At 68.9% G+C, this 26,994-nt stretch carries 29 protein-coding genes; 16 read left to right on the top strand and 13 right to left on the bottom strand.

Going from position 1 to position 26,994, the window contains the following annotated elements; genetic code table 11:
- From OPF83_RS09400 to OPF83_RS09385, 5 genes are all read right to left on the bottom strand, one after another.
- Entirely contained in the window at positions 1 to 567 is a 567-nt protein-coding gene (locus OPF83_RS09400; RefSeq protein ID WP_264887150.1) for a hypothetical protein, read from the bottom strand.
- A gap of 118 nt (positions 568 to 685) precedes the next feature.
- The gene (locus OPF83_RS17415) at positions 686 to 1,447 is read right to left on the bottom strand and encodes an acetyl-CoA hydrolase/transferase family protein (protein WP_309297763.1); all 762 of its coding nucleotides are present in this window, start codon (positions 1,445 to 1,447) and stop codon (positions 686 to 688) included.
- Positions 1,448 to 1,570: 123 nt separating this feature from the next.
- Positions 1,571 to 1,816 carry a hypothetical protein gene (locus OPF83_RS17410; RefSeq protein ID WP_309297762.1) on the bottom strand — a complete coding sequence of 82 codons (246 nt, stop codon included), beginning with the start codon at positions 1,814 to 1,816 and terminating at the stop codon, positions 1,571 to 1,573.
- 202 nt (positions 1,817 to 2,018) lie between these two features.
- Positions 2,019 to 3,005 carry an LLM class F420-dependent oxidoreductase gene (locus tag OPF83_RS09390; RefSeq protein WP_264887149.1) on the bottom strand — a complete coding sequence of 329 codons (987 nt, stop codon included), beginning with the start codon at positions 3,003 to 3,005 and terminating at the stop codon, positions 2,019 to 2,021.
- 91 nt (positions 3,006 to 3,096) lie between these two features.
- Positions 3,097 to 4,326 carry a glucose-1-phosphate adenylyltransferase family protein gene (locus tag OPF83_RS09385; protein WP_264887148.1) on the bottom strand — a complete coding sequence of 410 codons (1,230 nt, stop codon included), beginning with the start codon at positions 4,324 to 4,326 and terminating at the stop codon, positions 3,097 to 3,099.
- A gap of 191 nt (positions 4,327 to 4,517) precedes the next feature.
- Between OPF83_RS09385 and OPF83_RS09380 the strand changes: the two genes are divergently transcribed.
- The 10 genes from OPF83_RS09380 to OPF83_RS09335 all read left to right on the top strand — a co-directional run bounded on the left by OPF83_RS09380 (position 4,518) and on the right by OPF83_RS09335 (position 14,148).
- Positions 4,518 to 5,510, top strand: coding sequence for a siderophore ABC transporter substrate-binding protein (locus OPF83_RS09380; RefSeq protein WP_264887147.1), 993 nt, complete (start codon positions 4,518 to 4,520; stop codon positions 5,508 to 5,510).
- Positions 5,511 to 5,640: 130 nt separating this feature from the next.
- Entirely contained in the window at positions 5,641 to 6,648 is a 1,008-nt protein-coding gene (locus tag OPF83_RS09375; protein WP_264887146.1) for an ABC transporter permease, read from the top strand.
- Positions 6,641 to 7,699: an iron chelate uptake ABC transporter family permease subunit gene (locus tag OPF83_RS09370; RefSeq protein ID WP_264887145.1), complete on the top strand. Its 1,059-nt coding sequence runs from the start codon at positions 6,641 to 6,643 to the stop codon at positions 7,697 to 7,699. Before OPF83_RS09375 ends, OPF83_RS09370 begins: the two co-directional genes overlap by 8 nt.
- On the top strand, positions 7,696 to 8,451 hold the full coding sequence (locus OPF83_RS09365; RefSeq protein ID WP_264887144.1) for an ABC transporter ATP-binding protein: 756 nt from the start codon (positions 7,696 to 7,698) through the stop codon (positions 8,449 to 8,451). Before OPF83_RS09370 ends, OPF83_RS09365 begins: the two co-directional genes overlap by 4 nt.
- Positions 8,452 to 8,501: 50 nt before the next feature.
- Positions 8,502 to 8,804: a hypothetical protein gene (locus OPF83_RS09360; RefSeq protein WP_264887143.1), complete on the top strand. Its 303-nt coding sequence runs from the start codon at positions 8,502 to 8,504 to the stop codon at positions 8,802 to 8,804.
- Positions 8,805 to 8,863: 59 nt separating this feature from the next.
- Positions 8,864 to 9,430 (top strand): protein-L-isoaspartate O-methyltransferase, encoded by a 567-nt coding sequence (locus OPF83_RS09355; protein ID WP_264887142.1) that lies wholly within the window; start codon positions 8,864 to 8,866, stop codon positions 9,428 to 9,430.
- A gap of 63 nt (positions 9,431 to 9,493) precedes the next feature.
- The gene (locus OPF83_RS09350) at positions 9,494 to 11,191 is read left to right on the top strand and encodes a fumarate hydratase (protein ID WP_264887140.1); all 1,698 of its coding nucleotides are present in this window, start codon (positions 9,494 to 9,496) and stop codon (positions 11,189 to 11,191) included.
- A gap of 198 nt (positions 11,192 to 11,389) precedes the next feature.
- Positions 11,390 to 12,079, top strand: a complete 690-nt coding sequence (locus OPF83_RS09345) for an LGFP repeat-containing protein (RefSeq protein ID WP_264887138.1) — start codon at positions 11,390 to 11,392, stop codon at positions 12,077 to 12,079.
- 153 nt (positions 12,080 to 12,232) lie between these two features.
- Positions 12,233 to 12,793 (top strand): LGFP repeat-containing protein, encoded by a 561-nt coding sequence (locus OPF83_RS09340; protein ID WP_264887137.1) that lies wholly within the window; start codon positions 12,233 to 12,235, stop codon positions 12,791 to 12,793.
- 86 nt (positions 12,794 to 12,879) lie between these two features.
- Entirely contained in the window at positions 12,880 to 14,148 is a 1,269-nt protein-coding gene (locus tag OPF83_RS09335) for a multidrug effflux MFS transporter (RefSeq protein ID WP_264887136.1), read from the top strand.
- Here the strand turns inward: OPF83_RS09335 and OPF83_RS09330 are convergent.
- Entirely contained in the window at positions 14,123 to 14,860 is a 738-nt protein-coding gene (locus OPF83_RS09330) for a CPBP family intramembrane glutamic endopeptidase (protein WP_264887133.1), read from the bottom strand. The genes OPF83_RS09335 and OPF83_RS09330 overlap by 26 nt on opposite strands.
- Before the next feature lie 94 nt (positions 14,861 to 14,954).
- Between OPF83_RS09330 and OPF83_RS09325 the strand changes: the two genes are divergently transcribed.
- From OPF83_RS09325 to OPF83_RS09305, 5 genes are all read left to right on the top strand, one after another.
- Positions 14,955 to 15,833 carry an oxygenase MpaB family protein gene (locus tag OPF83_RS09325; protein WP_264887131.1) on the top strand — a complete coding sequence of 293 codons (879 nt, stop codon included), beginning with the start codon at positions 14,955 to 14,957 and terminating at the stop codon, positions 15,831 to 15,833.
- Positions 15,834 to 16,056: 223 nt separating this feature from the next.
- Positions 16,057 to 17,037, top strand: coding sequence for a DUF808 domain-containing protein (locus OPF83_RS09320; RefSeq protein ID WP_264887130.1), 981 nt, complete (start codon positions 16,057 to 16,059; stop codon positions 17,035 to 17,037).
- Positions 17,037 to 17,564, top strand: coding sequence for a DUF488 family protein (locus OPF83_RS09315; protein ID WP_264887129.1), 528 nt, complete (start codon positions 17,037 to 17,039; stop codon positions 17,562 to 17,564). The genes OPF83_RS09320 and OPF83_RS09315 overlap by 1 nt, the downstream gene beginning before the upstream one ends.
- Positions 17,565 to 17,614: 50 nt before the next feature.
- Positions 17,615 to 18,097 carry an FABP family protein gene (locus tag OPF83_RS09310; protein WP_264887128.1) on the top strand — a complete coding sequence of 161 codons (483 nt, stop codon included), beginning with the start codon at positions 17,615 to 17,617 and terminating at the stop codon, positions 18,095 to 18,097.
- A 100-nt stretch (positions 18,098 to 18,197) separates the two neighbouring features.
- The gene (locus tag OPF83_RS09305) at positions 18,198 to 18,476 is read left to right on the top strand and encodes a Rho termination factor N-terminal domain-containing protein (RefSeq protein WP_264887127.1); all 279 of its coding nucleotides are present in this window, start codon (positions 18,198 to 18,200) and stop codon (positions 18,474 to 18,476) included.
- A gap of 90 nt (positions 18,477 to 18,566) precedes the next feature.
- Here the strand turns inward: OPF83_RS09305 and OPF83_RS09300 are convergent, their stop codons facing one another.
- The 5 genes from OPF83_RS09300 to OPF83_RS09280 all read right to left on the bottom strand — a co-directional run bounded on the left by OPF83_RS09300 (position 18,567) and on the right by OPF83_RS09280 (position 23,072).
- Complete coding sequence (locus OPF83_RS09300) at positions 18,567 to 19,475, bottom strand: ABC transporter permease (RefSeq protein WP_309297761.1); 909 nt, start codon at positions 19,473 to 19,475, stop codon at positions 18,567 to 18,569.
- Positions 19,476 to 20,663: an ABC transporter substrate-binding protein gene (locus tag OPF83_RS09295; protein ID WP_264887126.1), complete on the bottom strand. Its 1,188-nt coding sequence runs from the start codon at positions 20,661 to 20,663 to the stop codon at positions 19,476 to 19,478. It abuts the gene before it with no gap.
- Positions 20,664 to 20,671: 8 nt separating this feature from the next.
- Complete coding sequence (locus tag OPF83_RS09290) at positions 20,672 to 21,343, bottom strand: ABC transporter ATP-binding protein (protein WP_375546241.1); 672 nt, start codon at positions 21,341 to 21,343, stop codon at positions 20,672 to 20,674.
- Positions 21,344 to 21,414: 71 nt separating this feature from the next.
- On the bottom strand, positions 21,415 to 22,533 hold the full coding sequence (locus OPF83_RS09285) for an acyl-CoA dehydrogenase family protein (protein ID WP_264887124.1): 1,119 nt from the start codon (positions 22,531 to 22,533) through the stop codon (positions 21,415 to 21,417).
- Positions 22,530 to 23,072: a DUF4242 domain-containing protein gene (locus tag OPF83_RS09280; RefSeq protein WP_264887123.1), complete on the bottom strand. Its 543-nt coding sequence runs from the start codon at positions 23,070 to 23,072 to the stop codon at positions 22,530 to 22,532. Before OPF83_RS09280 ends, OPF83_RS09285 begins: the two co-directional genes overlap by 4 nt.
- A 161-nt stretch (positions 23,073 to 23,233) precedes the next feature.
- On the opposite strand from OPF83_RS09280, the gene OPF83_RS09275 reads away from it, so the two are divergent.
- Entirely contained in the window at positions 23,234 to 23,920 is a 687-nt protein-coding gene (locus tag OPF83_RS09275) for a phosphate uptake regulator PhoU (RefSeq protein ID WP_264887122.1), read from the top strand.
- A gap of 79 nt (positions 23,921 to 23,999) precedes the next feature.
- Here OPF83_RS09275 and ilvD read toward each other — a convergent pair whose 3' ends face one another.
- Positions 24,000 to 25,730: a dihydroxy-acid dehydratase gene (ilvD, locus tag OPF83_RS09270; protein ID WP_264887121.1), complete on the bottom strand. Its 1,731-nt coding sequence runs from the start codon at positions 25,728 to 25,730 to the stop codon at positions 24,000 to 24,002.
- 162 nt (positions 25,731 to 25,892) lie between these two features.
- Entirely contained in the window at positions 25,893 to 26,918 is a 1,026-nt protein-coding gene (locus OPF83_RS09265; RefSeq protein WP_264887120.1) for an LLM class oxidoreductase, read from the bottom strand.
- Positions 26,919 to 26,994 lie beyond the last annotated feature (76 nt).

The following is a 26,994-nucleotide window of genomic DNA, read 5'->3' as shown; positions in this document are numbered from 1 at the left end:
CTAGTGTCGAGATGCGTCCGGATCGATACGGCCGGGCGCATCATCGAGCGGGCCCGGGGCCCGGCGGCCGTCCGGACCGGCGCCCGGCCCACTGCTCGCGGCGCCCGCGCCCGAATCCAGCGGATCGTCAGCGCCGTCGGTCCGTACGCGGTGGCGCCCCTGGTCGTAGCCCGGGCCGGCGCCCCGATCGCGGGATCGGTCATCGAGCCGGGCATCGTCGTCAGCCCGGTGGCGGGGATCGAGCTTCTCCGCGGTGCGCTCCATCCGCCGCACGGCGCTCTTCTGCTCGTCGAGTGCCCCACGGCGTTGGTCGGCCTCGGCGCGGAGCATGTCCGCCTCCGCGGACTTGGCCCTGGCTTCCTGCTCGGCGGCGCCTGCCCGGTGTTCCTGCTCACGAGCCGCGGCCTCCTGATGGTCCAGCCTCTTCTCGCGTTGACGGGCGTCGCGGCGCAGTTCCGACGCTTCCGTCAGCTTCTTCCGATTGTTGTTCCGGGCGGCCAGAGCGATGAGCGCGATGACGATGATCAACGCGATCACCGCGATAACTATCCAGATCACGGGATCCATGGCGGTCTCCTTTTCCGGGTCACTGTTCGTGCAGGGTCTTCAGTGCCTCCGGAACCTAATCCCTACCGCCGTGTGGCGCTACCGGACTACCGGCGGCTGGCGCCCGTCAACGCCCGGCTCACATGAGAGCCCGACGGGTCAGACCCGCGTCCCGTGCCTTCCGACTCAGCCGCTCGCGGTGGTCGGGATGCGCGAAGGCGATGAGGGCGGCGGCCCGGTCCGCCACCGATCTGCCCCGCAGCGAGGCGATGCCGTATTCGGTGACCACGTTCTCGATGATGTTCTTGTGCTTGGTCACCGGGCTGCCCGGCGTGAGCGACAGGGTGATGCGGCTGACCCCCTTGGAGGTCTGGGAAGGAGTGACGATAAACCCGCGACCGCCGGGAGAGAACCGGCAACCGCGCGCGAAGTCGGCCTGACCCCCGGCGCCCGACCAGTAGTGCCCCGCGATCGTCTCCGACGCCGCCTGACCGTACAGATCGACCTCGCTGGTGGCGTTCACGGAGTACAGATTGCGCTCCTGCCCGATGACGCGGGGGTCGTTGACAACAGCCACCGGCAGCATCGCGACCGACGGATTGTCGTGCAGCCAGCTCATGAGCCGCGCGGATCCGACGGCGAACGTCGTCACATGCTTGAACGGGTGCCCGGTCTTGCGTGACCCGTCGATCACCCCGGCCTCGACGAGGTCCATCACCCCGCCGGACAGCGCCTCGGTGTGGATGCCGAGGTTCTTGTGTCCGGTCAGCTTCGACAGGAACGCGTTGGGCAGCTTGTCCACCCCGAGCTGGAGACACGCGCCGTCGGGGACCTGCTCGGCGATGAGGGCAGCGATCGCGTCGTCGACCTCGCCCGGGGTCGGAGGCTCAACGGTGATCATCGGTGCGTCGTTACGCGTCACCCCCACGACTTGTTAGAGGTGAATGTGGTTGCGGCCGAACATGCGGGGCATATCGGCGTTGACCTCGACGAAGAACGGCACCCGACCGATGAACGACGCGACTTAGTCCGCGTTGGTTTCCATCGAGAAGTACCCGTGCTCGTCGATCTCGGACACCGTGGTGACCGCAAGCCCGGGCGGCGAGGACTCCCGCATCGTCGCGGGAACCTGGGCGAAGTCGACCGGCACGAGGTCGCAGTGACCGTCATGGAAGTTCTTCCGCGACCCCGGCCCCAGGAAGTAGTCGACGTGCCGGAGCCGCCCCGGGTACGCGCCCTCCATGAAGGGTAGGGACTCCCACGGGTCCATGTGATGGATCGTCACGTCCTCCAGCCGCTCGGCGCCGTCGTCCAGGGCGCCAACAAGGCGGGCGGTAGGCCGTTCTGGATCGGCGAGATGATGTGCATCCCCGGTGCGACGTGATCGAGGATCGACTCAGGGGGAAGTTCTTGGTACTGGGCATTCCTCATCGGGAGTCTGCTCTCGGTCGGATGGATCGACGGGCGGTGACTCAGCTCAGGGCCGGGATGACCTCCCGTTCGAACAGCTCGAGGCCCGAGGTGTCGGTGGCGATCTCCGGGAAATAAAAGATCCCGTACTCCATCCCCTGTGCCTTGAGCCCGGCCAGATTTTCGATGATCTGCTCGGGGGTACCCACTGCCGGCAATCCCTGATAGGCGCCCAGTTGCCGGTCCGCCTCCTCGGCGCCGACGTGGCGGGCCATCCGGTCGTGGATGAACGCGAGCCGGTCAGCGACCTCCCGCTCGGTCTCGCCGATCGCCACGTTGTAGTTCGCGGTGCGGGTGATCTCCGCCGGATCTCGACCGATGTCGGCGCAGTGGCCGCGCAGCACCTCGGACTTGTGGGCAAAGCCGTCCGGGGTGCCGTCGAAATTCGTGTAGTCCGCGTGGCGGGCCGCGATCCGCAGGGTCTTCCGCTCCCCGCCGCCGGCGATCCACAGTGGGATGCCACCCTCCTGCAGGGGTCGGGGCTGCACGATCGCACCGTCCACCTGATAGTGGTCGCCGTGCAGGGAGGCGACACCGTCCGACCACGCGTCGAGCATGATACGGACACCCTCGTCGAGCATGGCCAGCCGCTCCCCGCCGGACGGGAACCCGAAGCCGTAGGCGCGCCATTCGTGCTCGTACCATCCGGCGCCGATCCCCATTTCGACGCGGCCGCCCGAGATCACGTCGACGGTCGCCGCGATCTTCGCCAGCATCGCCGGGTTCCGGTACCCGATACAGGTGCACATCTGTCCCAGGCGGATGCGGGAGGTCACCGCCCCGAGCGCCGACATCAGGCTCCACGCCTCGTGCGTCGCCTCGGTCCGGGTCAGCGGGGAGGTGTGCATGTGGTCATAGACCCACACGGACTCCCACGGGCCCGAGTCGGCACGCGCGGCGAGCTCCGAGATAGCAGGCCAGTGCCCGGCGGGCGGGACGTCCACCAGGTCGAGCCGCCAGCCCTGGGGAAGAAACAGTCCGAATCGCATGGCCGCGAGCCTAGCGCCGCGCGGTTCTTTCCGCCCCGAAGTCACCTCACGTTCAGCTGCCCGGGTGTCCGGGCCGGTCGCTGCCCGCAGGTCAGGTGCGGGGGTCTTCGTCGACTGGCGGGTCCATCTCGCCCGCAAGCAAGGTGAACCCACTCGGACGCGGGCCGTCCTGGGCGTGCGACAGCAGTGCCACCTGCACCGTCGCCTCGCCCGCACCAGCCTGGTGCTCGCCGATCCGGGCGTCGACCGGAACCTCGACCCCGGAATCGACCACTGCGGTCCCCACCCGGGCACCGGCCCGCACCACGGCCCCGGGGAGGATCACGCTGTCGCGGACCACCGCGCCGTGCTCGACGACCACCCCGGGTCCGATCACGGAGTGCTCCACCATGCCGAGGATCACCGCCCCGCGCCCCAGGAGCGATCGGGTGACCTCCGCCTGTGGCCCTGTCCGGGCCGGCCCGCTGAACGACGACGCCGTCCGCAGCGGCCATCCGGGAACGTCGAGCTCATGAACAGGCGGCTCGCCCAATAGGTCCATGTGTCCGGCCCAGTACGACGCGACCGTGCCCACATCGCGCCAGTAGCCGTCATGCCGCCACTGACGCGCATGCCCGGCGGCGACCATCGCCGGTAGCACGTTCTCCCCGAGATCCCCGGGATCGCCGTCCCCGGCGGTGAGCGCCTCTTCATGGGCGGCCTCGAGCCTGGAGATCAGGGCCGCGGTGTTGAAGACGAAGATCTCGGCGCAGACCAGGTCGGAGGACGGGTCCTCGGGTTTGTGACTGTAGGCGGTGACGGCGCCGTCGTCGTCGACCTCCACCACCCCGTACCGGCCGGCGTCGCGCGGATCCACGCGCGTGGTCACCATCGTGACCTCCGCGAACGACGCCAGGTGGTCGCGCACGATCGCCTCGTAGTCCAGGCGGTACACCGCGTCCGCACTGACCACGACGGTCACCTCGGGTGCCGCCCTGCGTAGCGGTTCGACCTGCTTCCACAGCGCGTCGGTCGTACCGGAGTGGAATCCGTCGCGACCGGTGCCCTGCGACGGATGCAGGACCAGCAGGCCCCCGTCGAGACGGTCCAGATCCCAGGGGCGGCCGCTGCGCAGGTGGGCGCCGAGCGACACGGGATGGAACTGCTGGATCACCCAGACGTCCCGGAATCCGGAATTCGCAGCGTTGCTCAGTGCGAAGTCCACCAGGTGGTAACCGGCGCCGAACGGCACGGCGGGCTTGGCGCGGTCCCTGGTGAGCGCACGCAGCCGCGACCCGGCACCGCCGGCCAGAACGAACGTGACGACAGAGGGCGGGGCCATGTGACCAGTCCTCTCCCGCGCCCGGGACGGGGGCGCGTCGCATCGCCCACTCTAGTTGCGGAAGCGGCCCGGCGACTCCTTAACGGACCCGCTTTTGCGCCACGGCAAACACTTAGGTTAGGTTTGGCTAAGCGGTGCCCGGGGTCACATGGGCGGCGTTATCCGAGACTCAAAGCAAAGCTAGGAATTCCATGACTTCCACACGACTGCGTATCGGTGCTGTCCTCAGTGCACTCGCCCTCGGCCTCACCGCCTGCGGTGCGGACGACTCCGGAGCCGAGACCGTCGCCGAGGGCGAGACCACGACCATCGAGGTCGAGGACAACAACGGCGTGCAGACCGTCACCGTTCCGCCGCGGTCGGTCGTCGCGACGGACAACCGGACGTTCGAGACCCTCGCCGACTGGGGCGTCCCGCTCAGCGCCGGCGCCGTCTCGCTGATGCCGAAGACCATCTCGTACAAGTCGGATGACTCGATCATCGACCTGGGCAACCACCGTGAGCCGGACCTCGAGGCCGTCGTCGCCGCCGATCCGGATCTGATCATCAACGGCCAGCGCTTCACGCAGTACCAGGACGACTTCACGAGCCTCGTCCCCGACGCCACGGTGCTGTCCCTGGATCCGCGCGACGGCCAGCCGTTTGACGAGGAGCTCAAGCGCCAGACCACCGTCCTCGGCGAGGTCTTCGGCAAGGAGACCGAGGCCGAGCAGCTCAACGCCGACTTCGACGCCTCCATCAAGCGAGTCAAGGCCGCCTACGAGCCGGGAATGACGGTCATGGCCGTCATCACCTCCGGTGGCAACATCAACTACGCGACCCCCGGCACAGGCCGCACCCTGGGACCGCTCTTCGACATCTTCGACTTCACCCCGTCGCTGGAGGTCGAGGACGGTTCGGGTAACCACCAGGGCGACGACATCTCCGTCGAGGCGATCGCCGACTCGAACCCGGACCTCATCCTCGTCATGGACCGCGACGCCGGCACCTCGACGGGCGCGGACGACCCCAGCTACCGCCCGGCCAGCGAGCTGCTCTCCGAGTCCGACGCACTCCAGCGCGTGACCGCGGTGCAGGACGAGAACATCGTCTACATGCCCGCCGACACGTACACCAACGAGAGCATCCAGACCTACACCGAGTTCTTCAACGCGCTCGCCGATCAGCTCGAGGCACAGAACTGAGTACCCGAGAGCTCTAGAGCGAGGGTGGGGACCGCCGAAGCTGGTGGCCCCACCCTCGTCGTCGTCCGCCGACCCCGGTCGACGGATCGGCTCCCGCCCACATCCCGACGACATCGATTGACGGCCAGACGTGACGACCTCCTCCACCTCTTCCCCACCCGGGCCGGATAACACCCGGGCGCGGTCCAAGGGCACACTGTTCGACTGGAAACTCCTCATCGGCTTTCTGGTCGTCGCGGCCCTATTGGCGCTGTCCCTTTTCACCGGCGTCTACGACGTTTTCGGCGCCGACGACGGCTCGGAGATGCTCGGCATCACCCGGATCCCCCGGACCATCGCGCTCGTCCTGGCCGGCGCGGCGATGGCGATGTCCGGGCTCGTGATGCAGCTGCTTACCCAGAACCGGTTCGTCGAGCCCACCACGACGGGCACCACCGAGTGGGCAGGACTGGGGCTCCTCGCGGTCATCGTCTTCTTCCCCGGCGCGGACATCCTCACCAGGATGGTCGGCGCCGTCATCGCAGCCTTCATCGGCACGATGGTCTTCTTCCTCTTCCTGCGCCGGGTCTCGCTGCGCTCCTCGATGATCGTCCCGATCGTGGGGATCATGCTCGGAGCGGTCGTCGGCTCGGTCTCCACATTCATCGCCCTGCAGACAGACATGCTGCAGAGCCTGGGGATCTGGTTCGCCGGCAGTTTCACCTCCGTGATCCGCGGCCAGTACGAGGTCCTGTGGATCGTGGCGCTCGTCGGGGTCGCTGTGTTCTTCGTCGCGGACCGCTTCACCGTCGCCGGTCTCGGCGAGGAGATCTCCACGAACGTCGGCCTGAACTACAACCGCATCCTGCTGCTGGGAACCGCCCTCATCTCCGTCGCGACCGGTGTGGTGACCGTCGTGGTGGGCAACCTGCCGTTCCTCGGACTCATCGTCCCCAACATCGTCTCGATGATCCGGGGGGATGACCTGCGCAGCAATCTTCCGTGGGTCTGTCTCCTAGGTATCGGCATCGTCACCGTCTGCGACCTGATCGGCAGGACCATCATCATGCCCTTCGAGGTCCCGGTCTCGCTGATCCTCGGGGTCGTCGGCTCGATCGTGTTCGTCGCCCTCCTGCTCAGGCAGCGCAGCAATGGATAGCCGGCACGCGGCCAGTGGCGCCGCCGAGTCGTCCGCCCCCGCGGTCGCCCACCGCGCCTCCGGCCCACTACCGACTCCCCGTTCACGCCGGCGCTACTGGATCGTCGTCACGGTCCTGTCCCTGCTCGCGGTCGGGTTCGGGTTCGGTATCCTCGCCTGGGACAACCCGATGCCGTTCGGCTCCGACGGATTCTGGCGGGTCGCCGGGCTCCGCACGACAACCGTCGTGGTCATGGCGACCGTGGCGTTGTGCCAGGCCGTGGCCACGGTGAGTTTCCAGACCGTCGCCAACAACCGCATCGTCACCCCGTCGATCATGGGTTTCGAGGCCCTGTACGTCGCCGTGCAGACCGCCGCCATATTCTTCCTCGGCGCCGCCGGCTTGATGGCTCTGACGGGGCTGCCGCAGTTCATCCTCCAGGTGATCCTGATGGTGGCACTGTCCGTGGCCCTCTACGGATGGCTGCTGTCCGGTCGATACGCCAACATCCAGGTGATGCTGCTGATCGGCATCGTCATCGGCGGCGGGCTCGGATCGATCTCCACGTTCATGCAACGCCTGCTCACCCCGAGCGAGTTCGACATCCTCACCGCCAGGCTGTTCGGGTCCATGGCCAACGCGGAGGTCTCCTACCTCCCCGTCGCGATCCCCCTGTGCCTTTTCGCCACGGGGATGCTCGTGCTGAGCGCCAAGCGTCTGAACGTGGTGTCGCTCGGCAAGGACATCACCCAGAACCTGGGGCTCGACCACCGCCGCGAGGTGATGCGGACCCTGTTCTTCGTCTCGATCCTCATGGCGGTCTCCACCGCGCTGGTCGGCCCCATGACCTTCCTGGGCTTCCTGGTGGCCACGTTGGCCTACCAGTTCGCCGACAGCTACGACCACCGCTACATCTTCCCCGTGTCCGCCCTGCTCGGCTTCGTGGTGCTGGCCGGCGCCTACTTCATCATGAAGCACGTCTTCTACGCCCAGGGTGTCGTCTCGATCATCATCGAGGTCATCGGCGGCTCGGTCTTCCTCTACGTCATCCTCAGAAAGGGCCGGCTGTGATCGCACTCGAGAAAGTCGTCAGGAAGTACAGCGACGAGGTCACCATCGGCCCCGTGGACCTGGAGATCCCGAGGGGCGGGATCACCGCGCTCGTCGGACCCAACGGTGCCGGCAAGTCGACCATGCTGACGATGATCGGCCGTCTCATGGGGCTCGACGAGGGCTCCATTGAGATCGCCGGATACGACGTCGCCTCGACGAAGTCCAAGGACCTCGCCAAGATCGTGTCGATCCTGCGGCAGGAGAACCACTTCATCACGCGGCTCACCGTCCGCCAGCTCGTCGGGTTCGGCCGGTTCCCCCATTCGAAGGGGCGACTCACCGTGGAGGACGAGGACATCATCTCCCAGGCCATCGACTTCCTCGACCTGGCAGACCTCGAGCACCGGTACCTCGACCAGCTCTCGGGTGGCCAGCGACAGCGCGCCTATGTTGCGATGGTGCTGTCCCAGCAGACCGATTACGTGCTACTCGACGAGCCGCTGAACAACCTCGACATGCGGCATTCCGTGCAGATGATGAAACACCTGCGCCACGCCGCCGAGGAGCTCGGACGCACGTTCGTCGTGGTCCTCCATGACATCAACTTCGCCTCCCACTATTCCGACCACATCTGCGCGATGAAGAACGGCTCGGTGGTCGAGTTCGGCACCCCCGCCGAGATCATGACCGACGAGGTCCTGACGAGGGTGTTCGATACGCCCGTCACTGTGATAGACGGCCCCGAGGGTGCGCTGGCCTGCTACTACTGACGTCCTGCCGAGCGGATGCGATAGCGCTGCGTCTGCTCCACACTCGAAGCATGGACAACAAGCGAGAGTACGATCAGGACACCTACGGCGACTACGACGAGAACACCCTCGACGGCAGCGAGGGACTCGACGCCGACACCATCACTACCGACGGCGAGGACCTCCCCGTCGAGGCTCCCGAGACGTGGAAGCCGATCGAGGAGAACCATGACCTCGACGACAAGTTGGCCGCCGAGAGGCCGGATGTCGGTGAGGGCGGCGCAGCCCCCGCCAACCAGCCGAGCGAAGAACGACACGACGCGATCGATGATCTCGACCCCAGCGGCGAGACCCGCATCCTGGGCGAGGACTGAGTCGGGCGGCCGCCGAACGGTTCGTCACCGGGGCCGATGGCGAGGAGGGGTGTCGAGCAATGCAGCAGAAATCGATCGCGGAGACCATGAGCGCCCAGGATCGTCGCCGCTTCCTGCCGTCCGAGGTCGCCGAGTTCCACGACAGCGACCGTCCGCTGCCCATAGGGCACGGCCAGACCAACTCCCAGCCGTCGACGGTGGCCGCGATGCTCGACCTCCTCGAACCGTTCCCCGGGATGCGCACCCTGGACGTGGGCTCCGGAAGCGGGTGGACGGCGGCGATCCTTGGCGAACTCGGCGGGGCCGACTCCCGCATCCTCGCCGTGGAGCGCATCCCCGAACTGGTCGATCGCTCCCGCGAGGCGATCGACCAGCCGTGGGTCTCCGTGCACCGGGCCTCGCCTGACGCACTCGGCCTCCCCGAGCTGGCGCCGTTCGACCGCATCCTCGTCTCCGCGATGGCGGAGAACGCACCCGCTGAGCTGATGGACCAGCTGGCCGACGGCGGCATCATGGTGGCGCCGTGGAACGAGGTCATGCACCGGGTACGCCGGGTCGGGGACCGGATCGAGATCACCGAACACGGCGGCTACACCTTCGTGCCCCTCATCCACACCCGATTCTGACCTGCGCCCGCTGACGCTTATCCTGAACGGTGGTTTTACCCGTTCGAGATCCCAGGAGCGCACATGGCCGAGTTCGTCTACGAGGACCTTCTCCCGGTCGGAGAGGACACCACGGAGTACCGCCTCCTGACCACGGAGGGTGTGTCCACCGTGGAGGGCCCGGACGGTACGACGTTCCTGAAGGTCGAGCCAGAGGCGATCCGCCTGCTCACCGAGACCGCGATGCACGACATCTCGCACTACCTGCGCAGCGATCACCTCGCCCAGGTCGCGAAGATCCTCGAGGACCCCGAGGCCAGCGACAACGACAAGTTCGTCGCCCTGGACCTGCTCAAGAACGCCAACATCGCCGCCGGCGGTGTGCTGCCCATGTGCCAGGACACCGGAACGGCGATCGTCAAGGGCGAGCGCGGCCAGCATGTCCTGACCGACGGTCCGGACGAGGAGACGGTGTCCCGCGGCGTCTACGACGCGTTCACCCGCCTCAACCTGCGGTACTCGCAGAACGCCCCGCTCACCATGTGGGACGAGAAGAACACCGGGCACAATCTGCCGGCGCAGATCGAGATCGGTGCCGACACCAAGCCCGGCCACGAGAACTCCTACAAGTTCCTGTTCATGGCCAAGGGCGGCGGATCGGCAAACAAGTCCTTCCTGTACCAGGAGACCAAGGCGATCCTGAACCCCGAGCGGATGATGCAGTTCATCGAGGAGAAGATCCGCTCGATCGGCACCGCCGCGTGTCCGCCGTACCACCTGGCTATCGTCATCGGCGGCACCTCGGCCGAGTACACGGTCAAGACGGCCAAGCTGGCGTCGGCCCACTACCTCGACGAGCTGCCCCGCGAGGGCGCCATGACCGGCCGCGGTTTCCGCGACGTCGAGCTCGAGGAGAAAGTCTTCGAGCTCACCCAGAAGATCGGGATCGGCGCGCAGTTCGGCGGCAAGTACTTCTGCCACGACGTGCGCGTGGTCCGTCTCCCCCGCCACGGCGCCTCGCTCCCGGTCGCGATCGCTGTCTCCTGCTCGGCCGACCGTCAGGCAAAGGCCAAGATCACTCCCGAGGGAGTGTTCCTCGAGCAGCTCGAGTTCAACCCCGGCCAGTACCTGCCCGCCACGACTGACGCCGAGCTCGACGCCGCGACCGACGGCATCTCGGGAACCGGCAAGGGCGCCGCGGTGAAGATCGACCTGAACAAGCCGATGCCGGAGATCCTGGCCGAGCTGAGCAAGCACCCCGTCAAGACCCGCCTGTCGCTGACGGGCCCGCTGGTGGTCGCCCGAGACATCGCGCACTCCAAGATCAAGGAGCGCCTCGACGCCGGCGAGGAGATGCCCCAGTACCTCAAGGACCACCCCGTCTACTACGCTGGCCCGGCCAAGACCCCCGAGGGCATGCCGTCCGGTTCCTTCGGACCCACCACCGCCGGCCGCATGGACTCCTATGTCGAGCAGTTCCAGGCCGCGGGCGGCTCCATGGTCATGCTGGCCAAGGGCAACCGCTCCAAGCAGGTGACCGACGCGTGCGCCACGCACGGTGGCTTCTACCTCGGCTCGATCGGTGGCCCGGCGGCGCGTCTGGCCCAGGACTGCATCAAGCACGTCGAGGTGATCGAGTACGAGGAGCTCGGCATGGAGGCCGTGTGGAAGATCGACGTGGAGGACTTCCCCGCGTTCATCGTCGTCGACGACAAGGGCGAGGACTTCTTCGCGCACACCGGCGAGGTCACGCTGACCATCGGTAAGCGGCCCGGCCTCTGACCCACCGGGCGTCGGATCGCGCGCCCGATCCCCGGGCTCCGACGCCCGACACGCCTGGCGACACGCACAGAATTTCCTGATAGACCCAGGGTATCGGCCGCTTACCGAACAGTGACACAGAGAATCGCCCGTGGCACACTGCCGGCCAATACCGTTGACCCGGTACTGGAATGGAATGAGCAACGGAAAGGTTTTCTGATGCGTAAGACCATCATCGCCGCGAGCGCGGCAGCCCTACTCGCCCTGTCGGCGTGTGGGTCCGAGGACGTGCAGGGCGCCGTCGACGGCGCGACGGACGCTGCGGCGTCGCAGGCAGACAAGGCCACCGAGGCAGCCGGCAGCGCGGCGGCGGACGCCACCGACGCCGCAGGCCAGGCCTTGAACGGTGAGGGATCCGGCGAGGCCGGAGCGGACGGCGAGGCAGCTGACGGCGAGGGCGGCAGCGCAGACGGTGCCTCCGGTGGGGGTGCGGACGGCGCATCCGGCGAGGGCGAGGACGGCGCCGCTGCCGGTGGCGGCGAGATGGCCCCCATCGCGCTCCCCGACGGCTCCGAAGTGCAGGCCCCGGCCGGTATCGCGCAGAAGTACGAGGAGATCCAGGGTGCGTCCGGGCACCTCGGTGCCCCCGTCGGCGAGGCGCAGGAGGTCGCGGGCGGCCAGATGCTCGAGTTCGAGGGTGGCACGATCATCCAGAACCCGGACGGCCAGGCGTTCCTCGTCCAGGGCGAGATCCTCAAGGAGTACATGTCGAACGGTGGCCCCGGCGGCGACCTCGGCTTCCCGACGACCGACGAGACCCCGCAGGACGGCGGCTTCATCTCGACGTTCGACAACGGCGAGATCACCTGGGACATCGCCGGAAACCAGGCGACAGTCACCCCGAACTGACGCCCTGCTCGAACGAGCTCCCCAGGTCGGCCGGGCAGGTCGGGAGGCGCTTCTCAGGCGCGCCGTTCCTGCCCGGCCGTCGTGCGTCGCGGCGCGTACTAGAGTCTTCGGCAGCCGCACCTCGGGCCACCACCGTCGACGGGAGGATCGGACATGGCCACCACGACTCGGGTTCTCGCCACCCTCACGTTCGCCGCTCTAGTCGCGGCCGGCGCGAGCGGATGCGCGTCCGGCGGCGACGACACCGCGGCGGGGCAGACGTCGTCGCCCGGTGGCACCTCGGCGGCAGAGTCCTCGGAGGGAGAGACCTCGGAGGGAGAGACGGCCGGGAGTGAGACGGCGACGACGACGAGCTCGACTCCCGTCCCAGGCCCCGCTGACACCTCGGTCGACGTCCCCGGCCCCGTCGCAGAGCGCTGGGATGCCCTGGGAGGAGTCGAGAGCGACCTCGGCCGTGCGACCGGTCCCGCCGAGGAGGTCGCCGGCGGATCGATCACCACGTTCGAGCGCGGCGCGATCGTCCTGACACCTGAGGGCGGGGCGTTCGTCGTGCAGGGCGAGATCCTCGTCGCCTACCTGGACGCGGGCGGCCCCGAGGGCGAGCTCGGTTTCCCCGTCTCGGACGAGACCACCACAGACGGCGGCTGGGTCTCCGCCTTCGAGCACGGCGCGATCACGTACCTGGACGGCGTCGCCGAGGTCGAGCTGAACTGACCGCATCGCCACCTCCGGCGTCCGGGGGGTAACGGTGGGTCACCGCCGGCCGGGAGTGATCCCGCGACGCCGGTAACGTGCACCGGGTGAACTCTTCCCCCACTCCCGAGCCGGCTCCACCGCCCGCAGCGCTCGGCACGGTTCCCGGCACTGTGCCCGGCACGGTTCCCGCCACGATGCTGGTGGCACTGGCGCTCACCGGGGCGATCGGACCGTTCGCGACCGACACCTACCTCCCGGCACTCCCGCTGATCGTCGACGAGTTCAGCGTCACGGCCTCTGTCGCCCAATTGACGCTGACGGCGTTCATGATCGCCATGGCCGCGGGGCAGCTCGTGTTCGGTCCCCTGTCCGACCGTCTGGGTCGGCGGGGCCTGCTCCTGCTCGGTTCCGTCGGCACGCTGGTGGCCGCGGTCGTCTGCGCGCTGGCACCGTCGATCGAGGTCCTGCTGCTCGGCCGGATCGCGCAGGGCTTCTTCGGCGCCGCCGGGATCGTCCTGAGCAAGGCGATCGTCGTGGACGTGGGCCGCGGGGCCGGGGTGGCCAAGGCGTTCGCGACACTCATGGCGATCCAGTCGATCGCCCCGGTGATCGCCCCGCTGTTCGGCGGTGCGGTGGTGCCGTTCGGTGGCTGGCGCGGGGTGTTCTGGCTGCTCGCCGCGCTGTCGGCAATCACGCTCGTCGGGGTGCTGGTCGCTGTTCCCGAGTCGCTGCGCCCAGCCGACCGACGAACGGGCGGGATCGCCTCGACCCTGTCCGACATGGGTGCCGTGGCCGGCTACGGGCCGTTCCTGGCCAGGATGTCGGCGTTCGTCTTCACGTTCGGCGTCCTGTTCAGCTACATCTCGGCGAGCCCCTTCATCTACCAGAACATGGTGGGCCTGTCGCCGACCGCGTACGCGGTCGCGTTCACCGTCAACTCGCTGGGGATCCTCGTGTCCAACCTCGCGGGTGCGCGGCTGGTCGGTCGGTTCGCGCCCGAGCGGATCCTGTTCACCGGGGTGGCGGGCGTGGCGACGGCAGTGGTCTACCTCGCCGTCGTCGTCGCCCTGTCCCCGGCCGGCACCCTCGGCCTGCTCCCGGTCACCGTAGGGTTCCTCCTCCTCACGCTGTCCATCGGCCTGGTCCTCCCCAACGCCGCGGCCCTGTCCATGCAGGCGACGCGCGGTCGGTCGGGTTCCGGATCGGCGCTCCTTGGTGCAGCACAGTTCAGCCTCGCCGCGATCGTCTCGCCGCTCACCGGTCTCGCCGGCCCGCATTCGGCGCTGCCGATGCTCCTGGTGATGGGCACCTGTATGGCCGTGGTGCTGGTGGCAGTGCGCGCGATGATCAGCCGGCCACTGCCCGCCAGGTGAGGGCGGCGGCCAACGCACCCACGGCGTTGAAGGCCCAGTGCAGGCCGATCGGCGCGAGCAGACTGCGGCTGTGGCGACGGACCCAGATGAACGCGGCGCCGGCGACCGACGTGGCGGCCACGGCCAGCGCGACCCCGGCCAGCTGTCCGACGAGTCCTGTGCCGAGCAGGTCGGACAGTCCGGCGTTGCCCGAGGTCAGGCCGAGCGACGTGGTGACGTGCCACAGGCCGAACGCCACGGATCCCACGACGAACACCCCGCGGGTGCCGAAGGTCCGCTCGAGCGCGCCCTGCAGGACGCCGCGGAACGCGAACTCCTCCGGCAGGACGGTCATGAGCGGGATCAGCACGAGCGCCGAGAACACCGCCATGCGCAGGTCCGAATAGCGCTCGGAGAGGAAGAACGGGCTCGTCAGCGGGATCAGGCAGCCCGCGGTGACGACCACGGCGACCGCCACCGTCGCGGCGACGCCGTACGCGAGGCCGCGCGGCATGTGCCGGACAGACAGACCGAGCTCCGACCAGTGCATCCCCCGCAGCTTGACCACCGTCACCAGCGCCAGGACCGACAGCGGGATCACCCACTCACGATGGGCGAGTCCGGCGAGGTTGGCGGTGAGGTTGATCGCCACCAGGACGCCGAGGATCGCCCCGACCCTGGCCACCCCCCGCGCACGAGGACCGACGGACCGGAACGGGTACAGCGAACTCATTCGCGCGACGATACCGCGCGAGGGCGCGACATCGAAGGATATGGTGACCCACACAACGTCTCGTGCCGAGGTGGTGTGTCCGGGTGGTGGGGTCATGACGACGATGACGACGACGGCGTCGCGGACGCTGACCGGGGTCCGACGCCGGGTGGGGCTCGTGGTGCGGTCGCGGATCGCCGGCGAGGACGCGGCGGCGCGGCGGCAGCAGATCTGGGAGGCCGAGGGCGAACGCTGGAACTCGCCCGGGGACGCGATCTGCCGGGTCAACGGCGATGCGTCGATGTTCGCCGCGGGACTGACCGCACTGCTGCTGCAGTCGCTGCATCCGCTCGCGATGGCCGGGGTCGCCGATCACAGTGACTACCGCAACGACCCGTGGGGGCGCCTGCAGCGCACCGCGGGGTTCATCGCCACCACCACTTTCGGCACGATCTCGGATGCCACCGACCTGATCCGCACAATCAACCACGTCCACCGCTCCGTCGTGGGTGTCGACTTCCGGGGACGTCCGTACGACGCCCGCGAAACCGACCTCCTGCGCTGGGTGCACGTCGCGGAGATCTGGAGCTTTCTCGAGTGCCACCGGCTCTACGGCCGGCAGCCGCTGACGGTGCGGGCGCGGGACGAGTACGTGCGGCAGTCGGCTCGGACCAGACTCATGCTCGGTGCGCGCGATGTCCCCCGGACGGCGGACGAACTCGATGCGGCGCTCCACGAGTACCTCCCGGTGCTCGAGCCCTCCCCCGCCACCCTGGACGCCCGGCGCTTCCTCCTCGACGAGCCCCCGGTCGGCCGGATCGACACGCCGGCGTACCTGATACTCCGGTACGGCGCGGTGGCCGCGCTGCCCGGGTGGGCGCGGAGGATGCTCTGGCTGCCGGACGGTCCGATGAACTCCCTTTCCGCGGGTATCACGCTGGGCAGGGCCGGGGTCGGCATGCTGCGGTGGGTCCTCGACGCCGTGGATGGGTGACGCCGAGCGTCCGAGCGTGCGTTCGGGCGTGCGGGCGTCCCCGGGTCACCCGTTCCGCGTGCAGGCGCGTCGGCCACAGGCGGTGGCCCACGGCGCTACGCTGTGCTGATCCGGTAGTTGACGGCCGGACCAGAAGAAGCCGCGGATCCCCCGCTCACGCCAGAGCGCAGGGCCCGGGCACGCCAGTGCGGATCGTTCTCCGCGCACGAGAAGTGAGGAACCAATGGCCGGAGGACTCGCCGCCCTGCTCGACGACATCGCAGTGCTCGCCAAGATGGCGGCGGCGAGCTCCGACGACGTCGCCGCCGCTGCCGGGCGCGCCTCGGTCAAGGCCGCCGGTGTCGTGGTGGACGACACCGCGGTGACCCCGCAGTACGTGCAGGGGGTGGAACCGAAACGCGAGTTGCCGATCATCCGCAAGATCGCGTTGGGCTCCCTGGGCAACAAGGCGATCATCATCGTCTTTGCCCTGCTGCTCAGCCAGTTCGTCCCGTGGATCCTCACTCCCATCCTCATGTGCGGCGGGCTCTACCTCTGTTACGAGGGCGCCGAGAAGGTCTGGGAGAAGGTCTCCGGGCACCACGAGGAGTCGGTGCCGGTCGCGGACAAGGGCCCGGATGCCGAGAAACGCATGGTGCGCGGCGCGGTGACCACCGACTTCATCCTCAGCGCCGAGATCATGGTGATCGCCCTCAACGAGGTGGCCGACGAGCCGTTCCTGTCGAGGGCCGTGATCCTCGTGGTGGTGGGCCTGGGCATCACCGCCCTCGTCTACGGCGTCGTGGCCGTGATCGTGAAGATGGACGACATAGGGCTGCATCTGGCGCGCACGGGGTCCGGTGGACTGAGCAGGTTCGGTACCGGGCTCGTCAACGCCATGCCGACGGTGCTCGCCGTGATCTCGTTCGTCGGCATGCTCGCGATGCTCTGGGTCGGCGGTCACATCCTCCTGGTGGGACTCGACGAGCTCGGCGTGACCGCGCCGTACCACCTGGTCCACGTCCTGGCCGATCCCGCGCAGGGCATCGCCGGTGTCGGCGCGGCCCTGAGCTGGCTCATCAACACGGTCTGCTCGCTGATCTTCGGTCTGCTGGTGGGCGCTGTCGTGGTGGCCGTCCTCCACCTCCTCCCCTCGCGCAAGGGCAAGAGCAAGCGCAAGGAAGACAGCATGACCAGGGGCGAAACCGAGGACGCCGGGCACTGATGCTGCTCACCGTCGGCCACGGACGCCTGGACCGCGACCAGCTCGCCGCCCTCCTCACCGGTGCCGGCGTCGAACTCCTCGTGGACATCCGACGGTTCCCCGGCAGTCGCGCCAACGAGGCCGCGTCCAGGGGCGCGGTTCCCGAGATCACCCGGGACGCCGGGATCGACTACCGCTGGGAAGAGGACCTGGGCGGGCGGCGCAGCCTCACCGCCGCGCAACGGCGGGCCTCGCCGGACACCTGGTGGCGGGTCGAGGCGTTCCGCGCCTACTCCGCATGGACGCGGACACCGGAGTTCCGCACCGCGCTGGACCGGGTCGTGGCGGATGCCCGCAGCAGACGCACCGCCGTCATGTGTTCGGAGTCGGTGTGGTGGCGGTGTCACCGTCGGGTGGTGGCGGATGTGGTGACGACGATGCACGGTCTGTCCGTCGGACACCTCATGCACACCGGCGAGATCGTCCCCCACAATCCGAGCGAGGGAATACGGCTCGACTCCTCCGGGGAACCGTTCTGGGACAGGTGACCCCGTCGCCGTCGTCGTCACCTCCTCCCCGGTGACCTACGCTTCAGGGCATGGACACCGCCTCGTCGCTCGCCACGAACCTCTCCCCCGTCTCCCCCTTGCTCGGCACCTGGAAGGGGCAGGGCAGCGGCTCGTATCCGACGATCGAGGACTTCTCCTACAGCGAGGAGGTCACCTTCACCGACGTCGGCAAACCGTTCCTCCACTTCGTGCAGAAGACCCGCGGGCCGGCGGGTAACCCCATGCACACGGAGACCGGCTACCTGCGCATCCCCGGCGACGGGACCGCCGAGCTGATCCTCGCCCAGCCCACCGGGCAGACCGAACTCTGCGAAGGCACCCTCACCGTCGACGGCGATTCGGTGGTGCTCGAGTTCCGCGCCAGCGTGATGAACAGCGCGAGCGCCAAGCAGGTCACGTCGACCCACCGTCGCTACGAACTCGTCGGCGACCGACTCACCACCACGTTCGCGATGGCCGCGGTGGGACAACCACTGACCCATCACCTGCGCTCCGAGCTGGTCCGCGGTTAAGAGCTGCGGGGCATCGGGTTCCGGCGCCGACCGGTCGCGGAATCGGCCGCTACCTGTTAAACCCGAGGGCGAGCACCCGACTCGACGACAGGAGGCCAGGATGCCCCGGAACACGTCAGACCAGAGTTCCTCCAGCGTCAAGGACGAGGAGGTCTACGACGCGTTGCGCGAGGACGGCGCGAGCAAGGAGAAGGCCGCGCGGATCGCCAACGCTTCCGCCAACACGTCCCGCTCCAAGGTGGGTCGCCGCGGTGGCGAAGCGGGCTCCTACGACGACTGGACCGTGGACGACCTACGCCAGCGAGCCCGCGAACTGGACATCGAGGGACGGTCCTCAATGAACAAGAACGACCTGATCGAAGCTCTCCGAAACCACTGACCGTCGAACCGCTCCGACCACCGTCGCCGGCGGCCACGCGGAGTCGGCGGCTCTGCGGTCTCGTCGGCTCTGCCGGACCACCCGCGCCGGTCAGCGAACTGAACGGCCATGCAGCAGCAGCCGCGACAGGGAGTCGAGCGCGAATCCCAGGACGCCGATCACGAGGATCACGGCCATCACCTGGTCATAGGCGAGCTGATCGCGCGCGTTGAGGATCTGATACCCCAGGCCTGACCGGACACCGAGCATCTCGGCGGGGACCAGCACGATCCACGCCGTGCCCAGTGCCATGCGGACGCCGCCGAGGATCGAGGGCCGGACGGCCGGGATGATGACCCGCGTCAACCGTTCCCAGCTGCTCGCGCCCATCGTCCGGGCCACGTCGACGTACCCGGGGTCCATGGCGTGGACGCCCGCGGAGGTCGAGAGCATGATGGGCCACACCGCCGCCGCGGCCACGAGGAAGATCACCGGCTCGTTGCCGATACCGAACACCGCGATCGCGACCGGCGCCCACGAGAGGGGCGAGATCATCCGGAGGAACTGGACGAGCGGGCCTGCCACTGCCTCGGCGCCGCGGCGGAGTCCCAGCCACAATCCGAGCGGGATACCCAGCAGCGCCGCCAGCGCCAGCCCCGCCACCAGGCGGTAGAGGCTGACTCCGGCATCGGAGAGCAATACACCGCGGTCCAACAGGTCGCCCAGGCCGGCGATCGTCTTGACCGGCGACATCCCGCTGATCACCGGGTCATCGGTGACCAGACCCGAGGTGAGCAGGAACCAGATCCCCAGACCCACGAGCAGTCCCAGGAGTCCGGCACTCCAGCGGACGGCGAACCCGCTGATCGCCGACGATCCGGAACTGCGGCTGCCACCCCGGCGACGTGAAGTACCGGTGGAGCCCACTCCGTCGGTCGTTGCCCCTTCGGCATGCGACACCGCCAGCTGGCCCGTGCCGAATCCGTCCCCGTCAGGGGACGTGGTGTGCGTGGGAGTCATCTAGATCAACCGTTCGTGTCGGGTGAGCGAGGCGGGCAGTCCGAGCGCAGCCGGTCCCCCATGACGCCGGATGGTGGCCCGGACGAAGCGGTCGTCGACGAGCTCACGGTGGACGGAGGACGGGTCGAGTCCGTCGAGGAACCCGGTCTCGCCGTCGACGACCGTCTGCCGCATCTGCCGTACCAGCTCCTCGGTGAAGCTCGGGAAGGGATACGGGTGGAAGTCGATGCGGGGGCGGTCGGGACCGCCGGTCGGATCCGGAACGGACCCGGCCATCGCCACCTCGACGGCCCTGGGCGGCTGTGGGAGATAGCCCTTCCCGGACAGGATCGCGGCGGCCCCGGTCCGGTCCGCCCGGATACCGATCTGAGACGCGACGGCCGCGTCGATCAGTGCCTGGGCGGTATCGGGTCGCGTGTCGATGAGGTCCTCGTGCATGACCGTGACACAGCAGGCGTGGTCACGCCAGACTTCGTCGAGGAGCATGTGGAGCCTGCCGACGCCCCGGGCCACGGCGCCGGCGTTGAACGGATCGGCCACGGTGAACGCGGAGATCGACCCGGTCGCCAGTGCGGGGATCATGTCCGACGGGCCCATGACGACCAGCTCGACGGTGCCCTCTGAACGACTGGGTGCCTTCCGGGCGACCGGGGTGAGCCCCCGGGCGCGCAGCACGCGCTGCAGGAGCATGTTGTGGATCGACCACCACCCGGGGATCGCCACCTGGGTTCCGGCGAGCTCCGAGATGTCGGAGATGTGGGGGGCGACGGTCACCGCGCCACCGCCGGTGTGATTCCAGCTGACGACCTTCACGTCCGCACCGAGGACGTAGCGCAGTTGCACGGCCGAGGGCATGAGCAGGTGGATGAGGTCGACCTGCCGGGTGAGAAACGCCTCCATCAGGGACGACCAGGAGCGGAAGAGCACCGGCCTTCCGACGATGATTTTCTGCTGCTCGAAGTACCCGTCGCCGTGGGCGACGAGCAACGGCGCGGCGTCGGTGATCGGGAGGTACCCGATACGCAGGTCCTCGGTCGCCACGCCCCGCGAGGTGGTGGCCGCCGCGACGAGGTCGGCGAGCGTCGCCGCTCCCCCGAGCGCACCTGCGCCCACGGCGACCGCACCGCCGGCGCGGAGCAGCGAACGCCTGTCGAGGACGGGACCTCGGGTCCCGGGATCTGCAGCCATCGCGCGGATCAGGCCGTCCGGTATGCGGCCAGGATCTCCTCGCGGAGAGCGGGAGCCGAGTCGGACGTGCCGTGCGACGGGTTGATCCACTCCTGCTGCACCCTGCCGGAGGACCCGAGCAGGGCGATACGCGAACCGACGATCAACGCCTCGTCGACGTCGTGGGTCACCATGACCGTGGTGACGCCGAGCTCGGCGGTCACGTCGACCAACCAACGCTGGGAATCCGAGCGAGTCACCGGGTCCAGTGCGCTGAACGGCTCGTCGAGGAGGAGGATCTCAGGACGGGTCGCCGCAGCACGGACCACCGCGACACGCTGGGCCTGCCCCCCGGAGATCTGATCCGGACGTGAGTCGGCCAATTCGGCGATACCGAAGTGCTCGAGCAGCTCGTCGACGTGGGCACCGTCGACTCGATCGCGCAGCGCGCGGAACCGTCCGCCGAGTGCGACGTTCTCCCGCACTGTCAGCCACGGGTAGAGCAACGGCTTCTGGAAGACGACCGCGTACGAGTGGGCGTCGACGCTCGACTCGTGCCGCGTCCCGATTTGCAGCTCGCCGCCAGCAGGTCGTTCGAGCCCGGCGAGGAAGCGCAGCAGGGTCGACTTGCCGACGCCGGACGGGCCGAGCAGGACGAGGGACTCGCCCGCCCGGACGCGGAGCTCGAGATCGTCGAACAGCTGCCGCCCACCGGGGAGACGGTGCCGGAGCCCGGTCACGCTGACGGTGACCGGGCGTTCGAGGACGGAGGTCACGCGACGATCCCCAGTCGCTCCAGCTCCCACCGGAGCTGGGACTGCGACGGCGACTGCACGGGCAGGAACGCCGCCTCACGCATCCGGCGGTTGGCGGGGGCGCCCTGCGCGTAACCCATCCCGCCGCAGAGGACCGCCTCGAGCCGGGTCGCGGCGGGCGCGATCTCGGCGCCGTCGAGGCGCAACAGGAGCAGGTCCGACAGCTCACCGTCTCCGGGCGCGGCCGCTAGACGATGCAGCTCAGCATGCATGTGGTCGTGACGGGCGACCAGCGCGGAGTGCTCATCGGCGTAGAACTCGCCCAGGCCCTGCAGACGCTTCTCGGCCTCGGTGAGTGAACGCGCCCCGACGCCGGAGCAGAACGCGGCCTGCAGGATGAGGAACTGCGGGCGGACGCCGGACAGGAAGTCCGGGAGGTCCTCACCCAGGATCTGGGCGTCCGGGACGAACACCCCGTTGAGCCCGATCATCGTGGACGCCGTCGCGTTGAGTGCGAGCAGGTCCGGAGCCGTCCGGATCTCCACGCCTGGCGCCGAGCCCTCGAAGGTGAGGACCAGGCTCCGGCCGTCTTCGGTGTTGGCCGCCAGGACGATGGTGCTGTCCGGGTAGACGTTGGAGGCCCACGCGATGGGTCCGTCGATCCGGTACCCGCCCTCGACCGGGGTGGCCGTGATGGGCACGTCTCCCAGCCCCACGGCCTGGCGCTGCGCGGCGGCCATGCCGGTGACGCCCGGACGCCGTCCGTCTGCCACGTCGCGGTACGTGCGCTGTGCGGTCTCCGACCGGTCGGCGGCGTGCCGGAGGTACGCGGCGGTCATCCGCTGCGCCCAGGATGCGAACGCCACGGCCATGCTCTCCGTCGACACCGCTTCGATGATCGTCGCAGCAACGGAGACCGGTGTGCGGTCGACGTCGAAGAGACCGAGTCCGGCAAGGGTGATGATGTCCTCCCTCAGGTCCACGTCGGCGCGATCGAGGGCGGAGGCCCGTGCGGCGATCGAGTCGATCACCGCGACGAGATCCTTCACCGGGACATCGCCGAGATCACCGGCGACGAGCCTCGCGCGCGGGGCGCCGAGATCGACGGTCAGTGTGTTGGCCGTGGAGTTGCTCATGCCAGCTCGTGCAGGCGGGAAATCGGGGTGGACACGATCTCACGCGCCCGGACCACGGCGTCGGTGTCCGGCGCGTTGTAGAAGCACAGGCACTTGTCCGTGTCCTCGCGGACGTAGGTGCGGAGGAAGGAGACCTCGGGGATCTCGGCGTACTTCGGGGACTTCTCCTTCTTGCGCGCCAGGTAGGTGTCCATGTCGATCTCGGCGGGAATGTCCCACTCGACCAGGTAGCCGGCCTCGGGGCGGGCGGCCTTGATGGTCTCGAGGTCGGTGCCCACCAGGCGGACCTGGGCGGGCTCGGTGACGTCGGCGACGCCGAGTGCGGCGGCGTCCAGGGCGGGGGCCTCGGTGGCGCAGGCGCCGTTCGGTCCGTCGGCCAGCTCGACGATGGTGAACACGCGGGCCGCGCCCTTGGTGATCTGGGTCTCGATGACCTCGGCTCCGGCCTCGGTCAGGGCGGAGGCGAGAGCGTCGACGAGCGCAGACGGATCGGCCTTCTGCTCCTCGGAGGGGGTGCTCTCGTACAGGAAGAGGGTCATGCCTGGTCCTTTCGTGGACGTCGCGTAGGGAGCCGACGATATCGCCAGGTAGACAGACCTGTCTACCTTCTCCCCCGTGATACCCCCCCACAGCACGTCCGACGGGTGAACTCTGAGGGAACGACGTGTCCCGCCGCCTGCGAATTCACTACAGTTGCCGCATGCGCAATGTCTTCCGTTCCAAGCTCGACGAGTTCGCCGACCAGCTGGGCCGCTTCTGCGAGAGCAATGTCCGCCTCCTCGACCGGGCCACCGTCGCCCTCCTCGAGCGCGACGAAACCGCCGCCACCGAGGTGATCGACGGCGCCGCCGAGCTCGAGGAGCTCCGCGAGGTCAGCGAGCAGCACGCGTTCGACCTGCTACTGCTCGAGGCCCCCGTCGCCGGAGACCTCCGTCAGGTGATGTCGGGCATCTATATCGTCGAGCACTTCACCCGGATGGCCGCGCTCGCCGGCCACATCGCGCGGGTCGCCCGTCGCCGCTACCCGAACGCGGTCGTCCCCGAGGACGTGGTGCCGATCATCCGTGAGCTCGCCGAGCGCGATGGCGCACTGGCCCGCCAGCTAGCCGAGCTCCTCGAGGCCCGCGACGCCGAGAAGGCGCTCGCGCTCGACGCACAGGACGACGCCATCGATGCCCTCCACGCGTCCCTGATGAAGCAGATCTCCGACGAGTCCTGGCCGCACGGATCCGTCTCCGCCGTGGATCTGGCGCTGCTGGCCCGCTACTACGAGCGTTTCGCCGATCACACGGTCAGCATCGCCAACCGTATCGTCTATCTCGTGACCGGAGAGCTCCCCGACGGTGGGATGCTCTCTCATCTGGATGACGGCTCGGTTCTCGACTGACCGCACCCGCACGACACCACGGGCCGGTGACCTCTGAGGAGGTAACCGGCCCGTGGTGCATGCCTCGCCCGCCGAGGAGTCAGCGGCAGATCGCGCCAACCGACGCCGACTGCACCAGCTTCGAGTACTTGGCCAGAACCCCGCGCGTGTAGCGCGGGGGCAGCGGTTCCCAACCGTCCTTCCGGGACTCGAACTCGGCCTCCTCGACGAGCACGTCGAGCGTGCCCTTCGAGACGTCCAGTCGGATCCGGTCCCCGTCGTTGACGAACGCGATCGGCCCGGCGTCGACGGCCTCGGGGGCGACGTGGCCGACGCACAATCCGGTCGTCCCGCCGGAGAACCTGCCATCGGTGAGCAGCAGGACGTCCTTACCCAGACCAGCCCCCTTGATGGCGCCGGTGATGGCGAGCATCTCCCTCATACCTGGGCCGCCCTTGGGCCCCTCGTAGCGGATCACCACCACGTCCCCGGCGGTGATCGTGCCGTCCTCCAGCGCGTCCATCGCGGCACGTTCCCGCTCGAAGACGCGGGCGGTGCCCTCGAACACGTCCGAGTCGAAGCCGGCGGACTTGACCACCGCCCCCTCGGGCGCCAGTGAGCCGCGCAGGATGGTGATGCCTCCGGTGGGGTGGATCGGCTCAGCCATTGCGCGGAGCACGTGCCCGTCCGGGTCCGGCGGCGCGATGTCGGCGAGGTTCTCGGCGACGGTCCTCCCGGTGACCGTCAGACAGTCGCCATGCAACAGTCCGGCGTCGAGCAAGGCCTTCATGACCACCGGGACGCCTCCGATCGTGTCGACGTCATTCATCACGTGCGCACCGAACGGTTTGACGTCGGCCAGGTGCGGGACCTTCGCGCCGATGCGGGCGAAGTCGTCGAGCGTCAACTCGACCTCGGCCTCGGCGGCGATCGCGAGCAGGTGCAGCACGGCGTTGGTCGACCCGCCGAACGCCATGGTCACGGCGATCGCGTTCTCAAAGGCCTCCTTGGTCATGATGTCGCGCGCGGTGATCCCCCGCCGCAGCAACTCCACCACCGCTTCACCGCTGGCCTTGGCGAACCCGTCTCGCCGGCGATCCGGGGCCGGCGGCGCGGCACTACCGGGCAGCGACATCCCCATCGCCTCGGCAGCACTGGCCATGGTGTTGGCCGTGTACATACCTCCGCAGGCCCCCTCGCCGGGACAGATGGCGCGCTCGATGGCGTCCACGTCCTCGCGGCTCATCAGTCCACGCGAGCAGGCGCCCACGGCCTCGAACGCGTCGATGATCGTGACCTGCCGCTCGGAGCCGTCGGAGAGCTTCGCGAAGCCGGGCATGATCGAGCCGGCGTAGAGGAACACGCTGGCCAGGTCGAGTCGGGCCGCCGCCATGAGCATCCCGGGGAGCGACTTGTCGCAGCCTGCCAGGAGCACGGAGCCGTCGAGCCGTTCGGCGCTCATCACGGTCTCCACGCTGTCCGCGATCACCTCGCGCGAGACGAGGGAGAAGTGCATCCCCTCGTGGCCCATCGAGATGCCGTCGGACACGGAGATCGTGCCGAACTCGAGCGGGTACCCGCCGCCGGAGTGCGTGCCCTCCTTGACGGCCTTCGCCAGGCGGTCGAGAGGGAGGTTGCACGGGGTGATCTCGTTCCACGACGAGGCCACTCCGATCTGCGGCTTGGCCCAGTCGTCGTCACCCATCCCCACCGCGCGGAGCATCCCGCGCGCGGCGGTCTTCTCCAGGCCGTCGGTCACGTCGCGACTCCGGGGCTTGATGTCGATCCCGTCGTGGGCGGGACCTGTGCCGGTGTCCTGATGTGCGCTCATGGTTCCACCCTAGGCACTTCCGCACGGCCGTGCGGGGACTCCGCGCGACACCGTGGCGTCACTCTCGCCCGAGAGAGTTCGCGCTCATGACAGCGGTTTCCCCGGCGTCGCTGGCTCCTGAACCTGCGGCTGGCGTCCGGCGACCGACTGAGTCCGCGACCTCTACTGCGCCTCGTCGTGGAGCGCGGGAAAGTGCGGGACGACGTACTCCGCCAGCTCGTCGATCACCTCGCGGACCGGACGGCGGCAGGCCCCCAGGCCGAGCTGGACATGGTTCACCCCGATCTTCCGGAGGTCGGCCAGGTGGTCGGTCAACGCGATGCGCCCGATCCGGAATCCGAACGAGATCGGGGACGGGCCCTCGTCCGGGTCCTCCGACAGGTCGATCTGCAGCGACTGCGCGAACGGTTTGAACGTCTCGGCATTCGATCCGGTGTCCGCCGAGGCCGCGGCGTCGACGTCCACCAGTTCCCGCCACCGGGCGACGGTGCGCCGCTGGGCGTCATGGTCTCTCGGGTAGGTCATGAAGCCGTCCCCGTGTTCGGCGAGGTAGGCGATGCTCTGCTGGCACGATCCGATCATGAGGATCGGCACCGACGCCGCGGTGGGCTTGGGCACCACGTCCGCGCTGTGCATCCACCCTCCGGGCCAGCGGACCCCCCGCATCTCGGTGCCGAGCGCATGTCGCAGCACACGCAGGTTCTCTCGGAACTGCTCGCCCCGCTCCCCCTGCTCGATTCCGAAGGCACGGAACTCCTCGGGCCGGTCCCCGGAGGCCAGCCCCAGCAGGAGGCGGCCGCCGGTGATCCGGTCGAGGCTCGCGGCGGACTTGGCCACGTGCAGCGGGTGCCGCACCGGCAACACGATCCCGGCGGTCCCCAGCGCGATCCGCGAGGTGTGCGCGGCGATGTGGGCGAGGTGGATCCACGGGTCGTACACCTGCCCCACGTCGCCGAACGACGGCACCCGCAAGGGAATGTCACGGACGTAGAGGGCCGCGAACCCACCGGCCTCCGCGGCGCGGGCGGCCTCCACCTGGGCGGGCAGTTCGTCCGCCGCCGGTTCATCGCCCCGGGTGCGAAGCGGGAAGCCCAGGCCGAGGGTTAGATGACCGGGCGCGAAGGTTCGGCGAAAGCCCGGTAGGTGACGGGGGTCGTCGTCGGAACGGGTGAGCAGCGGGCCGGACATACCCACACTCTGGCACGGCTGATCCGTCCACCGGCGACCCGGCACCGGACACGAGCCACCTGCACTAGGCTCACGC

The organism is Dietzia sp. NCCP-2495 (genome assembly GCF_026011735.1).
In the GTDB taxonomy this organism is placed as follows: Bacteria; Actinomycetota; Actinomycetes; order Mycobacteriales; family Mycobacteriaceae; genus Dietzia.
Note: the sequence above shows the minus strand (reverse complement) of the source record. Positions and strands in the feature narration are given on the sequence as shown.

Bases quoted from the DNA above. Each gene is read 5' to 3' on its own strand.
- OPF83_RS09305 (WP_264887127.1), top strand. From the start codon at position 18,198: ATGCCCCGGAACACGTCAGACCAGAGTTCCTCCAGCGTCAAGGACGAG.
- OPF83_RS09390 (WP_264887149.1), bottom strand. From the start codon at position 3,005: ATGCGATTCGGACTGTTTCTTCCCCAGGGCTGGCGGCTCGACCTGGTG.
- OPF83_RS09380 (WP_264887147.1), top strand. From the start codon at position 4,518: ATGACTTCCACACGACTGCGTATCGGTGCTGTCCTCAGTGCACTCGCC.
- OPF83_RS09285 (WP_264887124.1), bottom strand. From the start codon at position 22,533: ATGAGCAACTCCACGGCCAACACACTGACCGTCGATCTCGGCGCCCCG.
- OPF83_RS09325 (WP_264887131.1), top strand. From the start codon at position 14,955: ATGACGACGATGACGACGACGGCGTCGCGGACGCTGACCGGGGTCCGA.
- OPF83_RS09345 (WP_264887138.1), top strand. From the start codon at position 11,390: ATGCGTAAGACCATCATCGCCGCGAGCGCGGCAGCCCTACTCGCCCTG.
- OPF83_RS17415 (WP_309297763.1), bottom strand. From the start codon at position 1,447: ATGATCACCGTTGAGCCTCCGACCCCGGGCGAGGTCGACGACGCGATC.
- OPF83_RS09330 (WP_264887133.1), bottom strand. From the start codon at position 14,860: ATGAGTTCGCTGTACCCGTTCCGGTCCGTCGGTCCTCGTGCGCGGGGG.
- OPF83_RS17410 (WP_309297762.1), bottom strand. From the start codon at position 1,816: ATGGACCCGTGGGAGTCCCTACCCTTCATGGAGGGCGCGTACCCGGGG.
- OPF83_RS09370 (WP_264887145.1), top strand. From the start codon at position 6,641: ATGGATAGCCGGCACGCGGCCAGTGGCGCCGCCGAGTCGTCCGCCCCC.
- OPF83_RS09385 (WP_264887148.1), bottom strand. From the start codon at position 4,326: ATGGCCCCGCCCTCTGTCGTCACGTTCGTTCTGGCCGGCGGTGCCGGG.
- OPF83_RS09320 (WP_264887130.1), top strand. From the start codon at position 16,057: ATGGCCGGAGGACTCGCCGCCCTGCTCGACGACATCGCAGTGCTCGCC.
- ilvD (WP_264887121.1), bottom strand. From the start codon at position 25,730: ATGAGCGCACATCAGGACACCGGCACAGGTCCCGCCCACGACGGGATC.
- OPF83_RS09400 (WP_264887150.1), bottom strand. From the start codon at position 567: ATGGATCCCGTGATCTGGATAGTTATCGCGGTGATCGCGTTGATCATC.
- OPF83_RS09360 (WP_264887143.1), top strand. From the start codon at position 8,502: ATGGACAACAAGCGAGAGTACGATCAGGACACCTACGGCGACTACGAC.
- OPF83_RS09280 (WP_264887123.1), bottom strand. From the start codon at position 23,072: ATGACCCTCTTCCTGTACGAGAGCACCCCCTCCGAGGAGCAGAAGGCC.
- OPF83_RS09355 (WP_264887142.1), top strand. From the start codon at position 8,864: ATGCAGCAGAAATCGATCGCGGAGACCATGAGCGCCCAGGATCGTCGC.
- OPF83_RS09295 (WP_264887126.1), bottom strand. From the start codon at position 20,663: ATGGCTGCAGATCCCGGGACCCGAGGTCCCGTCCTCGACAGGCGTTCG.
- OPF83_RS09300 (WP_309297761.1), bottom strand. From the start codon at position 19,475: ATGACTCCCACGCACACCACGTCCCCTGACGGGGACGGATTCGGCACG.
- OPF83_RS09350 (WP_264887140.1), top strand. From the start codon at position 9,494: ATGGCCGAGTTCGTCTACGAGGACCTTCTCCCGGTCGGAGAGGACACC.
- OPF83_RS09340 (WP_264887137.1), top strand. From the start codon at position 12,233: ATGGCCACCACGACTCGGGTTCTCGCCACCCTCACGTTCGCCGCTCTA.
- OPF83_RS09265 (WP_264887120.1), bottom strand. From the start codon at position 26,918: ATGTCCGGCCCGCTGCTCACCCGTTCCGACGACGACCCCCGTCACCTA.
- OPF83_RS09275 (WP_264887122.1), top strand. From the start codon at position 23,234: ATGCGCAATGTCTTCCGTTCCAAGCTCGACGAGTTCGCCGACCAGCTG.
- OPF83_RS09315 (WP_264887129.1), top strand. From the start codon at position 17,037: ATGCTGCTCACCGTCGGCCACGGACGCCTGGACCGCGACCAGCTCGCC.
- OPF83_RS09310 (WP_264887128.1), top strand. From the start codon at position 17,615: ATGGACACCGCCTCGTCGCTCGCCACGAACCTCTCCCCCGTCTCCCCC.